General features: G+C 68.4%; 11 protein-coding genes. All 11 read right to left on the bottom strand.

Going from position 1 to position 16,114, the window contains the following annotated elements; translation table 11 throughout:
* Positions 1–121 precede the first annotated feature (121 nt).
* Complete coding sequence (gene urtB / locus GPA22_RS02850; protein WP_169254578.1) at positions 122–1,735, bottom strand: urea ABC transporter permease subunit UrtB; 1,614 nt, start codon at positions 1,733–1,735, stop codon at positions 122–124.
* A 269-nt stretch (positions 1,736–2,004) separates the two neighbouring features.
* Positions 2,005–3,258, bottom strand: a complete 1,254-nt coding sequence (urtA, locus tag GPA22_RS02845) for an urea ABC transporter substrate-binding protein (protein WP_169254577.1) — start codon at positions 3,256–3,258, stop codon at positions 2,005–2,007.
* Between the two features lie 300 nt (positions 3,259–3,558).
* Positions 3,559–5,022 carry a TrkH family potassium uptake protein gene (locus GPA22_RS02840; RefSeq protein ID WP_169254576.1) on the bottom strand — a complete coding sequence of 488 codons (1,464 nt, stop codon included), beginning with the start codon at positions 5,020–5,022 and terminating at the stop codon, positions 3,559–3,561.
* Positions 5,019–6,425 (bottom strand): Trk system potassium transporter TrkA, encoded by a 1,407-nt coding sequence (gene trkA, locus GPA22_RS02835; protein WP_169254575.1) that lies wholly within the window; start codon positions 6,423–6,425, stop codon positions 5,019–5,021. The genes GPA22_RS02840 and trkA overlap by 4 nt, the downstream gene beginning before the upstream one ends.
* 104 nt (positions 6,426–6,529) lie before the next feature.
* The gene (locus tag GPA22_RS02830; protein WP_169254574.1) at positions 6,530–7,774 is read right to left on the bottom strand and encodes a sigma-54-dependent transcriptional regulator; all 1,245 of its coding nucleotides are present in this window, start codon (positions 7,772–7,774) and stop codon (positions 6,530–6,532) included.
* Between the two features lie 10 nt (positions 7,775–7,784).
* Positions 7,785–9,899 carry a sensor histidine kinase gene (locus tag GPA22_RS02825; protein ID WP_169254573.1) on the bottom strand — a complete coding sequence of 705 codons (2,115 nt, stop codon included), beginning with the start codon at positions 9,897–9,899 and terminating at the stop codon, positions 7,785–7,787.
* Entirely contained in the window at positions 9,896–10,492 is a 597-nt protein-coding gene (locus tag GPA22_RS02820) for a DUF4390 domain-containing protein (protein WP_211168887.1), read from the bottom strand. Before GPA22_RS02820 ends, GPA22_RS02825 begins: the two co-directional genes overlap by 4 nt.
* The gene (gene rsmB / locus GPA22_RS02815; RefSeq protein ID WP_246264005.1) at positions 10,452–11,729 is read right to left on the bottom strand and encodes a 16S rRNA (cytosine(967)-C(5))-methyltransferase RsmB; all 1,278 of its coding nucleotides are present in this window, start codon (positions 11,727–11,729) and stop codon (positions 10,452–10,454) included. Before rsmB ends, GPA22_RS02820 begins: the two co-directional genes overlap by 41 nt.
* An 80-nt stretch (positions 11,730–11,809) precedes the next feature.
* A complete protein-coding gene (gene speE / locus GPA22_RS02810) occupies positions 11,810–12,706 on the bottom strand; it encodes a polyamine aminopropyltransferase (RefSeq protein ID WP_169254571.1) in 897 nt (298 codons plus the stop codon).
* A 395-nt stretch (positions 12,707–13,101) separates the two neighbouring features.
* Positions 13,102–14,457: a tRNA uridine-5-carboxymethylaminomethyl(34) synthesis GTPase MnmE gene (gene mnmE / locus GPA22_RS02805; protein ID WP_169254570.1), complete on the bottom strand. Its 1,356-nt coding sequence runs from the start codon at positions 14,455–14,457 to the stop codon at positions 13,102–13,104.
* On the bottom strand, positions 14,429–16,090 hold the full coding sequence (gene yidC, locus GPA22_RS02800; protein WP_169254569.1) for a membrane protein insertase YidC: 1,662 nt from the start codon (positions 16,088–16,090) through the stop codon (positions 14,429–14,431). Before yidC ends, mnmE begins: the two co-directional genes overlap by 29 nt.
* Between the last annotated feature and the right edge of the window lie 24 nt (positions 16,091–16,114).

The following is a 16,114-nucleotide window of genomic DNA, read 5'->3' as shown; positions in this document are numbered from 1 at the left end:
CCCTTCCGTTGTCGCGTTCATAGGGCGGAAAAGCGAAGCGCCTTCCGCCGCACGCACCACCTATCACCACCCTTGCGGCGGTTCAAATCTCATCCGGCGGATAACGCTTCGCTCATCCGCCCTACGAATCCGCAAACCTGCCCTTCAACGCAAAAATCCCCTGCGGCCGCTTCTGGATGAACACGATGATGAACACCAGCACGAGGATCTTCGCGATCACCGCGCCGGCCCAGCCCTCGAGGAACTTCGCGACGATGCCCAGCCCCAGCGCCGCCCACACCGCGCCGGCGAGCTGGCCGACGCCGCCCAGCACGACGACCATGAAGGCATCGACGATGTAGCCCGTGCCCATCGCCGGGCCGACGTTGGCGATCTGCGACAGCGCCAGTCCGCCGAGGCCCGCGACGCCCGAGCCGATCGCGAACGCGAGCGTGTCGACCCGCGCGGTGGGCACGCCGACGCAGCCCGCCATCGCGCGGTTCTGCGTCACGGCGCGCACGAACATGCCCAGCCGCGTCTTCTGCATCATCAGCCAGATCAGCACCAGCACGAACACCGCGAAGCCGACGATCACGATGCGGTTCCACGGCAGCACGACGCCCGCCGCGAGCGCGATGCCGCCGGACATCCACGCCGGGTTCGCAAGCTCGACGTTCTGCGGCCCGAACACGACGCGCGCCGCCTGGATCAGCACCAGCGACAGGCCCCAGGTCGCGAGCAGGCTCTCCAGCGGACGGCCATACAGATGGCGCAGCACGAGGCGCTCCATCGCCACACCGACCAGCGCCGCGGCGAGGAAGGCGACGGGGATCGCCGCGACGACGTACCCGTCCACATAGGCCGGCAGGTAGGTGCGGAACACCCCTTGCACGACGAAAGTCGCGTAGGCGCCGACCATCAGCAGCTCGCCGTGCGCCATGTTGATGATCCCCATCACGCCGTAGGTGATCGCCAGCCCCAGCGCCGCGAGGAGCAGGATGGAGCCCAGCGACAGGCCCGAAAACAGCGTGCCGATGCCTTCCGCGATGGCGATGCGGCGGTCGATCGCGTGGATCGCCATGTCGGCCGCCGCACGCACCTCGCTACTCGGCTCGACCCATTCGTCGCCCTTCTTCTCGCCCAGCGCAGCGAGCAGATTCTTCACTGCCGGGTCCGACGACTCGCCCAACGCCTGGACCGCCTGCAGTCGCTTCGCGGCATCCGGTGACGCGAGATTCACGCGCGCCGCCGCACGGGCGAGCACGCCACGGATCTCGCCGTCCGTTTCCGCCGCCAGCGCGCGCTCGAACGCCGGCGGCAGCGCGGGGCTGGCATCGTCGGCGAGCGTGCGCGCGGCGGCAAGGCGCTCGCCGCGTTCGGGCGAAGACAACGCCAGCGCCGCCCGCGCGGTGCCGAGCGCACGGCGCACGCGGTTATTCACGGTGATGGTGTCGACCGCGCCCGCAGCGACCTCGAGGGTTTCGCCGCTCGCGGCGGCGGCGACCGCCTCGCCCTGCACGATCACGACCCGGCCGGCCACGACGCCGAGGTCGCCCGCCTCCAGCGCGTCCAGCACGCGGCGCGCGTCCTCGCCACCCACGACCCCCAGCGCCTCGATCGTCTCGATGCGATGCTGGAAATCGCCGGCCAGCCCGGCCAGCGCCGCCTCGTCGAGCGCCGCATGCGCCGGCCCGGCGAGCATCGCCAGTCCCAGCGCCACGGCGCACATCAGTCGTCCCGTGAATCGTCGTAGCATCGCAGGGTCTTCCGCCCGGCGCCTCACCCGTGGCCGGGCACCGGAATTCGAGTTATCAAGTCGGCAATCAAATACCACCGTTCGCGTCGAACGGTTTTTAGTTGCCGGGTCAGGCGTGTGGAAAAAAATTGGGCCGGCCGCAGCCGGCCCGAACGTGAAACGGGGGTGACTGGCTCACAACCGGACGGAATGCTCCGCCCCCGGGCCACGCCAGCCGATGGCCCGGCTTGTCTCCTGCTCCCCTCGCCCTTTATCCGTCATTCGAACGCTCAGAGCTTCTGCTTGCCCTCGTTGCCGGCGATGAACGGGCTCCACGGCTGGGCGCGGAGCGGCTCCCTGGTCTTCCACACCACGTCGAACTGGCCGTCGGCGCGCACTTCGCCGATGAACACCGGCTTGTGCAGGTGATGGTTGGTCTTGTCCATCGTCAGCGTGAAGCCCGACGGCGCCTTGAAGCTCTGCCCGCCGATCGCCGCGATGACCTTGTCGGTGTCGGTCGACTTGGCCTTCTCGACCGCCTGCTTCCACAGGTGGATGCCGACGTAGGTCGCTTCCATCGGATCGTTGGTGACCACGCTGTCCGCGTTGGGCACGCCGTTCTTCTTCGCCCAGTCCTTGTATTTCTTCGCGAAGGCGTCGTTGTCCGGGTTCTTCACCGACATGAAGTAGTTCCATGCCGCCAGATGCCCCACCAGCGGCTTGGTATCGACGCCGCGCAGCTCCTCCTCGCCGACCGAGAACGCCACCACCGGCACGTCGGTCGCCTTCAGGCCGGCGTTGCCCAGCTCCTTGTAGAAGGGCACGTTGGAGTCGCCGTTGATCGTCGAGATCACTGCGGTCTTCTTGCCCTCGGACGCGAACTTCTTGATCTTCGCGATGATCGTCTGGTAGTCCGAATGGCCGAAGGGGGTGTAGTCCTCCATGATGTCGGCCTCGCTCACGCCCTTGCTCTTGAGGAAGGCGCGCAGGATCTTGTTGGTCGTGCGCGGATAGACGTAGTCGGTGCCGAGCAGCACGAAACGCCTGGCGCCGCCGCCTTCGGCGCTCATCAGGTATTCCACCGCGGGGATCGCCTGCTGGTTGGGTGCCGCGCCGGTGTAGAAGACGTTCTTCTCCAGTTCCTCGCCCTCGTACTGCACCGGGTAGAACAGCAGGCCGTTGAGCTCCTTGAACACCGGGTTCACCGACTTGCGCGAGACCGAGGTCCAGCAGCCGAACACCGCCGCGACCTTGTCCTGCGCCACGAGCTGGCGCGCCTTCTCGGCGAACAGCGGCCAGTTCGACGCCGGGTCCACGACCACCGGCTCGAGCTTCCTGCCCATCACGCCGCCCGTGGCGTTGATCTCCTCGATCGTCATCAGCGCGACGTTCTTCAGCGCGGTCTCGGAGATCGCCATCGTGCCCGACAGCGAATGCAGGATGCCGACCTTGATGGTGTCGGCGGCATGGGCCCCGACGGGCAGGCCGATCGCAGCGATGGAAGCGGAAAGCGCCAGTGCCTGGACGAAGTTGCGACGATTCATCGACAGATCTCCCTGATGGAAAGTGGTGCAACGCCTCGTGCGTTGTCACTAACTCCATGGCAAGGGCTATGCCAGGCGTCTGTTTGCTATGCGATTCAATCGCTTGGACACGATCAGCGGAAAGCGCCGGGCGCACGCGCTGCGGCATCCGCCCCATCCTGACGCCTTGCACAACGCGTGAGCACCAAAGCGGTGCCCATCGCGAGGCGCGCCGACGGTCTTAAGCGCCTCGGCCCGCGCCGACGCCGACGATGCGCGCCATGCCGCTCATTACGGCGAGGCTCGCTTCCGCGATCCGCGTCAGCGCCGCCAGAACACCGGCGTCATCACCACCAGCAGCGTGAAGATCTCCAGGCGGCCGAGGATCATCGTGAAGGAGAGCACCCAGGTCTGGAAGTCCGTCAGCCCCTGGTAGTTCGACGCCGGCCCCAGCGCGCCGAGGCCGGGGCCGGTGTTGTTGAGGCAGGCGACGACACCCGAGAACGCGGTGATGAGATCCAGCCCGGTCGCCGACAGCAGCAGCGTCAGCGACACGATCGTCACCATGTACATGAAGCTGAAGCCCAGCACCGCGTGCAGGATGTCGTCCGACACGGGCTGGCGGCGGATGCGCACCGGATGCACGGCCTGCGGGTGCAGCGAGCGCACGATCTCGCGGAACACCTGCTTGTACAGGATCATCGCGCGCATCATCTTGATGCCGCCGCCGGCCGAACCCGAGCAGGCGATGAAGCTGCCGAGGAACAGCACCCAGAGCTGCGCGAACATCGGCCACAGCGTGTAGTCGTAGGTCGCCAGCCCGAGCGAGGTCGAGATCGACACGACGTGGAAGGCGACGTAGCGCAAGGTGCTGAGGAAGTCCGCATGCACGCCGAACTGCATGAGGTACACGGTCAGCACGACGATGCTCAGCGCCAGCGTCGCGAAGTAGAACGGCAGTTCCGGGTCGGCGAGGTAGGGCTTGAGGCTGCGGCGCGCCAGCGCGAGGTAGTGGGTCGCGAAGTTGAGGCCCGAGAGCAGCGCGAACACGATCACGACGACATCCACCGAGGCGTTGTCGAAGTACCCGAGCGACGTGTCCTTGCTCGAAAAGCCGCCCAGGCCGATGACGCTGAAGGTGTGGATGATCGCCTCCCAGCCGTCCAGGCCCGCGAGCCACAGGCTCAACGCGCACGCCACCGTGAGCAGGCAGTAGGTCATCCACAGCCCCTTCGCGGTCTCGGCGATGCGCGGCGTGAGGCTCTGCTCCTTCATCGGCGTGGGCACCTCGACCTTCATCAGCTGCCGTCCGCCGATGCCCAGCAGCGGCAGGATCGCGACCACCAGCACGATGACGCCCATGCCGCCGATCCAGTGCATGAAGGTGCGCCACAGGTTGAGCGACACCGGCAGCTTGTCCAGCCCCACCAGCACCGTGCCGCCGGTCGCGGTGAGGCCCGACACGGCCTCGAAGTACGCATCGGTCACCGACAGGTCGGGGATGAAGTCGAGCAGCGGCAACGCGCCGAAGATGGGCATCACGATCCACGTCAGCGCCACCAGCAGGAAGCCGTCGCGCGTGTGCAGGTCGCGCGTGCGCCCGCGCGTCGCCAGCCACAGCAGCGCCCCGGCCGCGAAGGTGACGAGCACCGCCTGGTCGAACGCGATCGTCGCGCCATCGCCGACGAACCACGACACCGCGAGCGGGAAGAGCATCAGCACCGCGAACAGCATCACGATCAGGCCCAGCGCGTTGAGCACCGGGTGGGCGTCGGTGCGCCTCATAGGAAGCCGAAGCCCACCTGGAACAGCTTCTCCACCTGGCGCACGAGCTTCTTGTGCGTGCAGAACACGATCACGTGGTCGCCGCTCTCGACCACCGTGTCGTGGTGCGGCATCACGACCAGGCGGCGGGCGACCTTGCCGTCCGGGCGCTTCTCGTCGCGCACGATCGCGCCGATGGTCGCGCCCTTGGGCAGGGCGATGTCATCGATCGCGCGGCCCACGACCTTGGACTCCTTGCGGTCGCCGTGCACGATGATCTCCAGCGCCTCCGCCGCGCCGCGGCGCAGGCTGTGCACCGCGACGACGTCGCCCTGGCGCACGTGCGCGAGGAGCGAGCCGATCGAGGTCTGCGCCGGCGAGATCGCGATGTCGATCGGCCCGCCCTGCACCAGGTCTACATAGCTCTTGCGGTTGATCAGCGCCAGCGTGCGGTGGGCGCCCATGCGCTTGGCGAGCGACGCGGACATGATGTTGTCCTCATCGTCGTTGGTCAGCGCGAGGAACATGTCGACCTCGTCGATGCCCTCGTTGTCGAGCAGCTTCTCGTCGGTCGCGTCGCCGCGCAGCACCAGCGCGCGATGCAGCTGGGTCGCGAGGAGCTGCGCGCGGTGGCGGTCGAACTCGATCACCTTGACGTTGCAGTCGTCCTCGATGCCGCGCGCCAGCCGCAGGCCGATATTGCCGCCGCCGGCGATGATGATGCGGCGGATCGGCCGGTCCTCGCGCCGGATCTCGCGCATCACCTGGCGGATATGCACCGTCGAGGCGAGGCAGAAGACCTCGTCGCCGGGCAGGATCATCGTGTCGCCCTCGGGGATGATCGCCTCGCCGTCGCCGCGGTAGATCGCCGCGATGCGCACCTCGACGTTGGGCATGTGGTAGCGCAGCGCCTTCAGCGGGTGGCCGACCAGCGGCCCGCCCTCGAAGGCGCGCACGCAGATCAGGCTCAGCACGCCGCCGGCGAACTCCATCACCTGCAGCGCCTCGGGGAAAGCGATCAGGCGCTTGATGTAGTCGGTGACGATCTGCTCCGGACAGATCGAGAAATCGACCGCGAAGTTGTTGCCGTCGAGCAGCTCCGGGTGATCGGCGAAATCGGTCGAGCGCAGGCGCGCGATGCGCGTGGGCAGGTTGAACAGGGTCTTCGCGACGCGACAGGCGCACAGGTTGGTCTGGTCGGACTGCGTCACCGCGATCAGCAGGTCCGCGTCATCCGCCCCGGCGTCGCGCAGCACCGACGGCGAGGCGGCATTGCCGATCACCGTGCGCAGTTCGAGGCGGTCGCGCAGCACGTCCAGCTGCTCCGCGCTGGTGTCGATCAGCGTGATGTCGTTGGCTTCGGAGACGAGGTTCTCCGCCACCGACGCGCCGACCTGGCCCGCCCCGAGGATGATGATTTTCACCGGATTGACGTCCCGAGCTTGAAGGAAGCCAGATTTTACGCGAGCCGCCGCTGCCCGCGCCGCGACTGTTGCGCGCCCGCCTCAGCCGCCCGGACCCCGCCGCCTCACGCGTCCTCGCCGCGCCGGCTGCCGTGCAGGCCCAACTGCTTCAGCTTGCGGTACAGGTGCGTGCGCTCGAGGCCGCTCTTCTCCGCCAGGCGCGTCATGTTGCTGCCTTCGAGGCGCAGGTGGTGCTCGAAGTACAGGCGCTCGAAGGCCTCGCGCGCCTCGCGCAGCGGCTGGTCGAGCGACACCGCGATCGCGCCCTCGGAGGCCGGGATCAGGAGCTTGCGCACGTCGGTCAGCGCGATCTCCTCGTCCAGCGTGCCCAGCGCGAGCGACTTCACCGCCGCCCGCAGCTCCGCGTAGCCGCCCGGCCAGGGCTGCGCGCGCAGCGCGTTCAAGGCCGCGGTCGAGAACGTGCGGCGCGGCACCTCGCCCGCCTCGACCAGGTGCAGCAGCAGCTGCGCGGCGATCTCGGGGATGTCGTCGCGCAGGTCCGCGAGCGAAGGCGGCGCCAGGCTCACCTCGAAGAGGCGCATCACCAGCGCCTCCTCCCAGCCCTCGCGCACCAGCGATTCGAGCGTGTGATCGGTCGCGACGACGAGGCGCAGATCGTAGCGCTCCAGGCGCTCCAGCGCGAACGCGAGATTCTTCTGCTGCGTGCGCGACAGGCGCGACAGCTCGGCGACGAACGCGACCCCGCCCTGGCAGGCCTGCAGCTGGTTCACGTCCAGCGGCGCCGACACGGCCGCGAGGTCCAGCCACGACGTCACCTTGGGTTGCACGCTGCGCGCGGCGAGCTCCGCGATGCTGCCCGGCCCCACGCGCAGCAGCAGCACGCGCGAATTCACGACCACCTGCTGCACCAGGCGCTGCAGCTCGCGCAGCGGCGCCGAACGCGTGAACGCCGCGAGCGTCAGCGGCGCCGGCGCACCGGGCGCGGCCGGGCGCTGCAGGCCGCGCTTCACCGCCGACAGCAGCTTCTGCAGGCCGATCGGCTTCTCGAGGTAGTCGATCGCGCCGATGCGCGTCGCCTCGACCGCGGTGTCGATCGTGCCGTGGCCGGACATCATCACGACCGGCATGTTGAGCTGGCCGTTGGCCGACCACTCCTTCAGCAGCGTGATGCCGTCGGTGTCGGGCATCCAGATGTCCAGCAGCACGAGATCCGGGCGCCGCGCATTGCGCACGGCACGCGCCGCGGCGGCGTTCTCGGCCAGCACGACGTCATGGCCCTCGTCGCCCAGGATCTCGGACAGCAGTTCCCGGATCCCGACTTCGTCGTCAACGATAAGTATGTTTGCCATCTGTCACTAATCACATTTCCGCAGTGGCGAGACGCAGGCGGATGCGCGCTTCGGCGCCGCCGGCGTCCCCATTCAGGAGGCGAACCTCGCCCCCGTGTTCGTCGATGATCTTCTTGACCATCGCCAGGCCCAGGCCCGTACCGCGGCTCTTGGTCGTGAAATACGGCTCGAACGCATGCGTCAGCACCTGCGCCGGGAAACCCGGGCCATTGTCGCGCACCTGCAGCGCGACGCGGTCGCCGTCGAGGCGGGAGGTCAGCGTCACGACGCCGTCCTCCCGGCCGGCGAGCGCATCCTCGGCATTCTGCAACAGGTTGTGGATCACCTGCCGGATCTGGCTCGCGTCGCCCGCGACCGCCGGCAGGTTGCGCTCCAGCTCCGCGTGGATCATCACCGGCGAGCTCTCGTACAGGTTCAGCACCTCGCTGACCAGCGCATTGAGGTCCAGGCGGCCGATCACCGGACTCGGCAGCTTCGCATAATGCCGGAAATCGTTCACCATGTTTTTCATCGCCTCGACCTGGTTCACGATCGTGCGGGTCGCCCGCTCGAGCACCGCGCGCCCCTCGTCGTCGAGGCGGTCGGCGAGCTTGTAGGCGAGCCGCTCGGCCGACAGCTGGATCGGGGTGAGCGGATTCTTGATCTCGTGCGCGAGCCGGCGCGCGACCTCCGCCCACGCCGCCGTGCGCTGCGCGGCGATCAGGCGCGAGATGTCGTCGAACACCACGACGAGGCCGCCGCCCGACGCCTTGGGCAGGCGGGCGCCGTGGATCAGCAGGGTCTGCGTCGCGCCCTGCTGCGACAGCAGCTCCAGCTCCTCGTGCCAGTCGGAGGCGTGGTCGGCGAAGCCCTTCACCAGCGCATCGCGGAAGCCGTGATGCCGGGGCCACTCCGCGAGGGTCAGCTCCTCGTAGCCTTCCAGTTCGTCGTGCAGGATCGCCATCGCGCCGGCGTTGGCGGCGCGCAGCTTGCCGTCGGCGGCAAACGCCAGCACCCCCGTGGACAGGTTCGCCAGCACGCTCTCGAGGTAGGCGCGCGAGGCCTCGACCGCCGCGCGGTTGCGATCGGCGAGGTCGCGCGCCTCGACGAGCTGGCGCGTCATGCGGTTGAAGGACTGCGTCAGCACCCCCAGCTCGTCGCGCGCGGGCAAGGCCTGGCGCGGACTGAAGTCGCCCTGCGCGACCGCCTGCGTGCCTTCGGCGAGGATCAGCAGCGGTGCCGCGAGGCGCCGCGACAGCACGAAGGCCACCGCCACCGCCGCGAGCAGCGCCACCAGCAGCGTGAGGGTCAGCGTCAGCGTGTAGATGCGGTTCAACCCCGCGCGCCCGAGGGTGAGCTGCTGGTACTCGCGGTAGGCCTCCTGCACCGCCTCGGCGTTGCGCACGAAGGTTTCCGGCAGCGGCTGCGTGAGCTGCAGGAAGTGGGTGTCCATGCTCAGGGTGCGCGACGGGATCGGCACCACGACGCGTATCGTCAGGCCTTCGCCCGCACGGCTGTCGACGACGTGGAAGCGCTGCGTCTGGCGCGCTTCGCGCAGCTGCGCGGCGGTCGGCAACTCCGGGACGAGGCCGCCGAGGCCGTCCGAGACCGTCGCCACGACCTGCCCGCTCGCGCCGATCACGGTCGCCGTCGCCACGCCCGCCTGTTCGCGCAAGCGGTTGAGCTGGCTCGGCAGCACCGGCGCGGTGTCCTCGAGGTCCAGCGCCATGTCGCGCGCCTTGTCGCTGACCTGGCTCGTGAGGTAGTCGAGCGCGTTCTGGCCCAGCGCGATACCGCCTTCGAGCGCGGAATCGACGCGCACATCGAACCAGGACTCGATGCTGCGCACCACGAACTGCAGCGACACGGCATAAATGACGACACCGGGCACCAGCGCCATCAGCGCGAACATCAGCATCATCCGGTACTGCAGGCGCGACCCGAACTGCCGGACGCGATACTCCCGCCACAGGCGGCGCAGCTGGAAGGCCACGAGACCGAGCAGCGTGACGACGATCACGCCGTTGATCGCGAGGAGATAGGGATAGCTCGCCGCGAAGAGCTCGGTATTCGCGGTGGCGGACGCCAGCAGGAACAGCGAAATGCCGGCAATGGCCGCGACGATGACGAGGAGCGCGCGCTTCATTGGGGCCCGCCTGCGAGGAAGGACCAGCGCTGCCAGTCGGTGGCGAGCGTCCAGTCGCGACTGCCGATCGTCGTCACCTGGAAAGGCTTGGGCAACAGGCTGGTATCGAGCTGGAAGCGCAGCGCGGCGCGGTACGTGGTGCCCAGCTTGAGCTCGCCCGCCGGGACGATCACCCAGTTGCGGATGCGCTGCATCGTCCGCACGGCCGCATCCAGCGAGTCGAAGCTCTGGTGGAAGCTGCCGACCGACAGGCGGTAGCTACGCGTGATCGCGTTGTAGGTCAGGCGGAAATTCAGCGTGCGCTCCGCGACCTGCTCGTCGAGCCAGTACCAGCGATCGCGTTCGATGACGAACTGGGCGTTGAAATACAGCGATACGCCGCGATTGACCGCATCGACGAGGCGCGGATTGAGTTCGAGATCGATATCGGCATTGACGACATAGCCCTCCTCGCCCGGCACGATTTCGGCATGCTCGATGCGCCCCTCGGCCAGCGCCGCCAGCGGCAGCAACAGGCACAGCGCGAAGGCGGCGAGCGCGCGCCGCAGGCGCTCAGGACCGCTTGGCCAGCAGCGCATAGTAGAACCCGTCATGATCGGCAGCGGGAAGGAGCTGGCGCGCCGGCAGACCGTCGAGCGGCAGCCGCTGCGCGTCCGCGTGGCGTTGGCAGAAGCGCTCGATCTGCTGCGCGTTCTCCTCGTCGAACACCGAGCACGTCACGTACAGCAGCTTGCCCCCCGGCGCGAGGGTCGGCCACAGCGCGTCGAGAATCCCGGCCTGCTGCGCGGCGAAGCGCGCGATATCGTCGGGGCGGCGCAACCACTTGATATCGGGATGGCGCCGCGCCACTCCCGAGGCCGAACACGGCACGTCGGCGAGGATGCGGTCGAACGGCTTGCCATCCCACCAGGTCGCGACGTCGCGGCAATCGACCGTGCGCACCTCGGCCGCGAGACCCAGGCGCGCGAAATTGTCTGCGATGCGCCGGCTGCGCACGGCATCGAGTTCCAGCGCCACCAGCGCGACGGGCGCCGTCTCGAGAATGTGCGCCGACTTCCCGCCGGGTGCGGCACAGGCATCGAGCACCCGTTGCCCCGGCGCGAGATCCAGCCAGCGCGCCGCCCACTGCGCGCCCGCATCCTGCACCGACGCACGCCCCGCGGCAAACCCCGGCAACGCTGCCACGGCCAGGGGCTTGTCGAGCACCAGGGCATCGTTCGCGAGGCGACGGAAACCCTGCCCCGCCGCGGCGAGCTCCGCGGCGTACGCCTCGACGCTGCCGCGCAGGCGATTCACGCGCAGCGCCATCGGCGGGCGCGCGTTGCCGGCGGCGAGCGCCGCCTCCCAGGCATCCGGGAAGGATGCGCGCAGCCGCTCGACCCACCACGCCGGATGGCGGTAATACGCCGCCTGATCGGCACGCAGCTCGGCGTCCAGTGCCGCCTGGTTGCGCAGCCGATTGCGCAGCACCCCGTTGACCACGCCCTTGAGCGGCGCCATCACGAATTCGGCCGCGTCGACGGCCTGATTCACGACCGTGTGCGCCTGCTCGGGACGGCTTTCGAGGCGATGCAGCGCGACCAGCAGCAAGGCGTGGATCGCTTCGGGCAAGGGTTTGTGCAGCAGCTGGCGCAGCACCGCGTCACCGCGCCCGTAATCGCGCAAGGTGCCCCAGGCCAGGTCGCGCACGGCGCCGCGCGTCGCATCGGACCACTCCGGATGACGCGCCAGCGTCGCTTCGAACGCGTCGGTCAGATTGCCGCCTGCCAGAACGGATTCCACCAGGGTCGCGGCACAGGTGAGGCTGAACGCGAGGCTGTCGGCCAGCAAGGCCTCGACTCGTCGCTCGGGCCGCGAAGATCGGTTCGGTTTTTGATTCTTCAAAACGTTGGACTCGCTCGCGCTGAGGCTCATGCGAGCAGCTCGCGCAGAAAATTCGGCTGCGCAAACTGCGCCGCGTGGACCTCGCCATTGTAATACCGCAGGCCGGTGATCCCCCGGCGCGCGAGCTCCGCGTCGATGCTCGTCGGCGACTGCGCCCGTGGATCGAGACGATCGGATGCGCATGCGAGCCCCCACAGGCTGCCGTAAAGCGGAATGAACAGGAACAGCGGGCGGACGATCGCGAACACCGTCCGCAGGCGGTGCACCAGCGCGCGCACCTGCTCGGCCTGCAGCCACGGCGAGCCGAGGTGCAGCGTCAACGCCCCTGCCCCGCGCAGCAGCGTGCGGCAGTCGGCAAGAAAGGGCGGGTCGTACAGGGCGCGCGCCGGTCCCTCGTTCGGTTCCGTGAGATCGAGCACGATCACATCGAAGCCCTCGCCCGCAACCACCGCCTGCCGCACGTAGTCGAGGCCGTCGCCGATGCGCAGCTCGACGCGCGGATCGTCGAACGCGCCCTGGTGGATCGCCCCCAGATGACGGCGCGCCACGCGCACAACCTGCTCGTCGAGTTCGACGACCACGACCCGCTCGATGCTCGGATGCTTCAGCAACTCGCGCGCCGAGCCGCCGTCACCGCCCCCCACGACCAGCGCGCGGCGCGGTGCGGCGTGACTCAGCGCGGGCACATGCACGAGATTCTCGTGGTACAGGAACTCGTCGCGCTCGGCACTCATCAGGCTACCGTCGAGGCGATAGAGCTTGCCGAAGGTCGGCGTCTCCCACACTTCGTAACGCTGGTATGGCGACGCCCCCGCTTCGAGAAGGCGCGCATCACGGCAATAGAACCCATAGCGGGGGTCGAGCTGTTCGACCAGGGTATCCGGACCGAATGCGACACCACCCGCGCCGAACTGCTCACTCATCACCTGCCCTCATCCTGCACGTTTCACGTGAAACAATCATGGTCCGCGAAGCCCGACCGGCGGGTCATGCAGCACGTTCCGATTGGAATAGATGGAACCCCCGCACATCTGCCGCATGAACGCCCAGCGAGACTTCGGCGCGCGGCGCGACCTGACGAAAGCGGTGGCGACACTACGGCGCTTCGCGCTTACGGACACCGCAGAAGCTCCATGCCCGGGAAATACGACAAGCGCAGCGATCAAAAAGCTCCCGATACCCGACCCGAGGAAGCCGTCATAACCGACGGCCGATCAGCGGCGCGAGCCCGGCTGTCCTGTTCCACGTGGAACAATCGCTCCGCCGAGTGCGCATCATGCGAATTGCATCGCCGCGGAATATCCGCGCCGGCAGCGCATCACTTGCCGATGCAGAAGCGCGAGAAGATCACCCCGAGCAGGTCGTCGGCGGTGAACTCGCCGGTGATTTCGCCGAGCCGTTCCTGCGCCTGGCGCAACTCCTCGGCGAAAAGCTCCAGCGCCGCGCTCTGCGCGCCCGCCGCCTCGACGTGGCCCAGCGCCGCGCGCAGCGCCTGGAGGTGGCGCTCGCGCGCGAGCACGACGTCCTCGCCGTGCGCGTGCCAGCCCGCGACCCGCAGCAGCTCCGCGCGCAGCAGATCGACCCCGTCGCCACGCTGGGCCGACAGATACACGGACACCCTGCCCTCGACCTCGCTGCGTTGCGCCGCCATTCCGCACAGATCGATCTTGTTGTGCACGGTGATGCGCTCGACCCCGGCCGGCAGCGCCGCGTCGATCGCCTCGTCGGGCGCGCTCGATCCCGCCCGCGCGTCCACCATGCGCAGGATCACGTCGGCACGCTGGATCTCGCGCCAGGTCCGCTCGACGCCGATGCGCTCGACCGGATCGGTCGTTTCGCGCAGCCCCGCCGTGTCGATCACATGCACGGGGATGCCTTCGATCGCGATCGTCTCGCGCAGCGCGTCGCGCGTCGTGCCCGCGATCTCGGTCACGATCGCGCGCTCCTCGCCGGCCAGGCAGTTCAACAGGCTCGACTTGCCGACGTTCGGCCGACCGACCAGCACCACGTTCATCCCGGTGCGCAGCAGCGCCCCCTGGCGCGCCCGCTCCAGCACATCGACGAGCCGCGCGCGAATGTCTTCGAGCCGCTCCAGCGCACGCGCCTTCTCGAGGAACTCGACCTCCTCCTCGGGGAAATCCAGCGTCGCCTCGACCAGCATGCGCAGGTCGATCAGCGCGTCGGTGATGCGGTGCATCTCGTCGGAAAACGCCCCTGACAGCGAGCGCACCGCCGAACGCGCCGCGGCGACGGTGGACGCCTCGATCAGGTCGGCGACCGCCTCGGCCTGCGCGAGGTCCATCTTGCCGTTGAGGAAGGCGCGGCGCGAGAACTCGCCCGGCTCCGCGAGCCGCGCGCCCAGTTCGACACAGCGCGCCAGCAGCATCTGCATCACGACCGGCCCGCCGTGTCCCTGCAGTTCCAGCACGTCCTCACCGGTGAAGGAATGCGGCGCCGGGAAATACAGCAGCAGGCCCTCGTCGAGGGTGCGCCCCTCGGCATCCAGAAAACGCACGAACCCCGCAGTGCGGGGTTCGGGGGTCTTGCCGGTGAGCGCCTGCGCCATCGACGCCAGCGCCACACCGGACACGCGGATCACGCCGATGCCGCCGCGACCGGGTGCGGTCGCGACGGCGGCGATGGTATCAGGCAGGCTTCGCGCCGGACTTTCCACCTTCGATCATCCTCGTAATCTGCCACTGCTGCGCGATCGACAGCACGTTGTTCACCACCCAGTACAGCACCAGGCCGGACGGGAACCACAGGAACATGAAAGTGAACACGATCGGCATCGCGAGCATCACCTTCGCCTGGATCGGATCCGGCGGCGTCGGGTTGAGCTTGGTCTGGATCAGCATCGACACGCCCATGATGATCGGCAGGATGAAGTACGGGTCCTTCGCCGACAGATCCTGGATCCAGCCCAGCCACGGCGCGTGGCGCATCTCGACGCTGCCCAGCAGCACCCAGTACAGCGAGATGAAGACCGGGATCTGCACGAGGATCGGCAGGCAGCCGCCCAGCGGGTTGATCTTCTCCCGCTTGTACATCTCCATCATCTCCTGCTGCAGCTTGGCCTTGTCGTTGCCGTACAGCTCCTTCAGGCGCTGCATGCGCGGCCCCAGCACGCGCATCTTGGCCATCGACTTGTAGCTCGCGGCCGACAGCGGGAAGAACGCCGCCTTGATCAGCACGGTCACGAGGATGATCGCCCAGCCCCAGTTGCCGAGGATCTTGTGGAACCACGACAGCACCCAGAACAGCGGCGCCGCGATCACCGTCAGCCAGCCGTAGTCGACCACCAGCTCGAGGCCCTTGGCGATGCCTTCGAGCTTGTTCAGCTCCTGCGGCCCCGCGTACAGGCGCGACGACACCATGCCCTTCGCGCCCGGCGCCACCGCCGCGACCGGCAGGATCAGGCCCGACGAATACAGGCCGTCACCCACCTTGCGGGCGAAGAACTCGCGCTCCACGCCTTCCTGCGGCAGCCAGGCGCTGACGAAGTAGTGCTGCACCAGTGCCACCCAGCCGTCGCTCGCCTTCTTCACGAACTTGGCCTTGCCGTTGTCGATGTCCTCGAACTTCACCTTCTGGAACTTCTCGGCCTCGCTGTAGAAGGCCGGGCCGGTGAACACGTTGACGCCGAAGCCCTCGACCGTCTCGGCGGGCTTGCCGTCGCGCGTCATCTGAAAGTAAGCGTGCGCGTTCAGCGGTGCGGCGCCGCCGTTGTCGATCTCGTACGCGACATCGACCAGGTAGCTGCCGCGGTGGAAGGTCATCAGCTTGGTGACCTTCACGCCGTTCTGCACCGGCGCCTCCAGCCGCAGCGTGACGCTGTCCTGGCCGTCCTTGAGCACCTGCTCGCCGGCGGGCAGCGCATACACCGTCTTGTGGTTCGGCAGGCCGTCGCCGATCAGGCCCGACTGCGCCGCGTACAGATGCTCGGCGCCGTCGTCGAACAGCACGAAGTTGCGCGACACGTCCGCCTTGGACTTGTGCTGCGTGAGTTCCAGCCGCACGATGCTGCCACCCTCGGCCGAGACTTCCGCGACCATGACGTCGGTGCGCACCGTGATGCGCGGCGCGTTCGATGCGGCCGCGCGGGCCTCGGGCAGCGCGGGCACGCCGCCGATGTTGGCGCTCGGCGTCGGCACCGCGCCGGGCGCGGCGGACGAACCCGGCGCCTGCTGCCCGGTCACCGCCGCGGTCGGCGCGGGGGCGGGACGGTTATGCTTCTGCCAGCCCTCCCACAGCATGATCACGGCGAAGGAGAAGATGAGGAAAAGTATCAGTCGACGCTGGTCCATCGGATTCTTGTACGTTCTGGGAAG

It is taken from the genome of Aromatoleum toluvorans (assembly GCF_012910905.1).
Classification (GTDB): Bacteria; Pseudomonadota; Gammaproteobacteria; order Burkholderiales; family Rhodocyclaceae; genus Aromatoleum; species Aromatoleum toluvorans.
This window is presented reverse-complemented; position numbering and strand designations above follow the sequence as displayed.

Excerpts from the sequence above, each read along its gene's own strand:
- urtB (WP_169254578.1), bottom strand. The coding sequence starts at position 1,735 with ATGCTACGACGATTCACGGGACGACTGATGTGCGCCGTGGCGCTGGGA.
- urtA (WP_169254577.1), bottom strand. The coding sequence starts at position 3,258 with ATGAATCGTCGCAACTTCGTCCAGGCACTGGCGCTTTCCGCTTCCATC.
- GPA22_RS02840 (WP_169254576.1), bottom strand. The coding sequence starts at position 5,022 with ATGAGGCGCACCGACGCCCACCCGGTGCTCAACGCGCTGGGCCTGATC.
- GPA22_RS02830 (WP_169254574.1), bottom strand. The coding sequence starts at position 7,774 with ATGGCAAACATACTTATCGTTGACGACGAAGTCGGGATCCGGGAACTG.
- GPA22_RS02825 (WP_169254573.1), bottom strand. The coding sequence starts at position 9,899 with ATGAAGCGCGCGCTCCTCGTCATCGTCGCGGCCATTGCCGGCATTTCG.
- GPA22_RS02820 (WP_211168887.1), bottom strand. The coding sequence starts at position 10,492 with ATGACGGGTTCTACTATGCGCTGCTGGCCAAGCGGTCCTGAGCGCCTG.
- speE (WP_169254571.1), bottom strand. The coding sequence starts at position 12,706 with ATGAGTGAGCAGTTCGGCGCGGGTGGTGTCGCATTCGGTCCGGATACC.
- yidC (WP_169254569.1), bottom strand. The coding sequence starts at position 16,090 with ATGGACCAGCGTCGACTGATACTTTTCCTCATCTTCTCCTTCGCCGTG.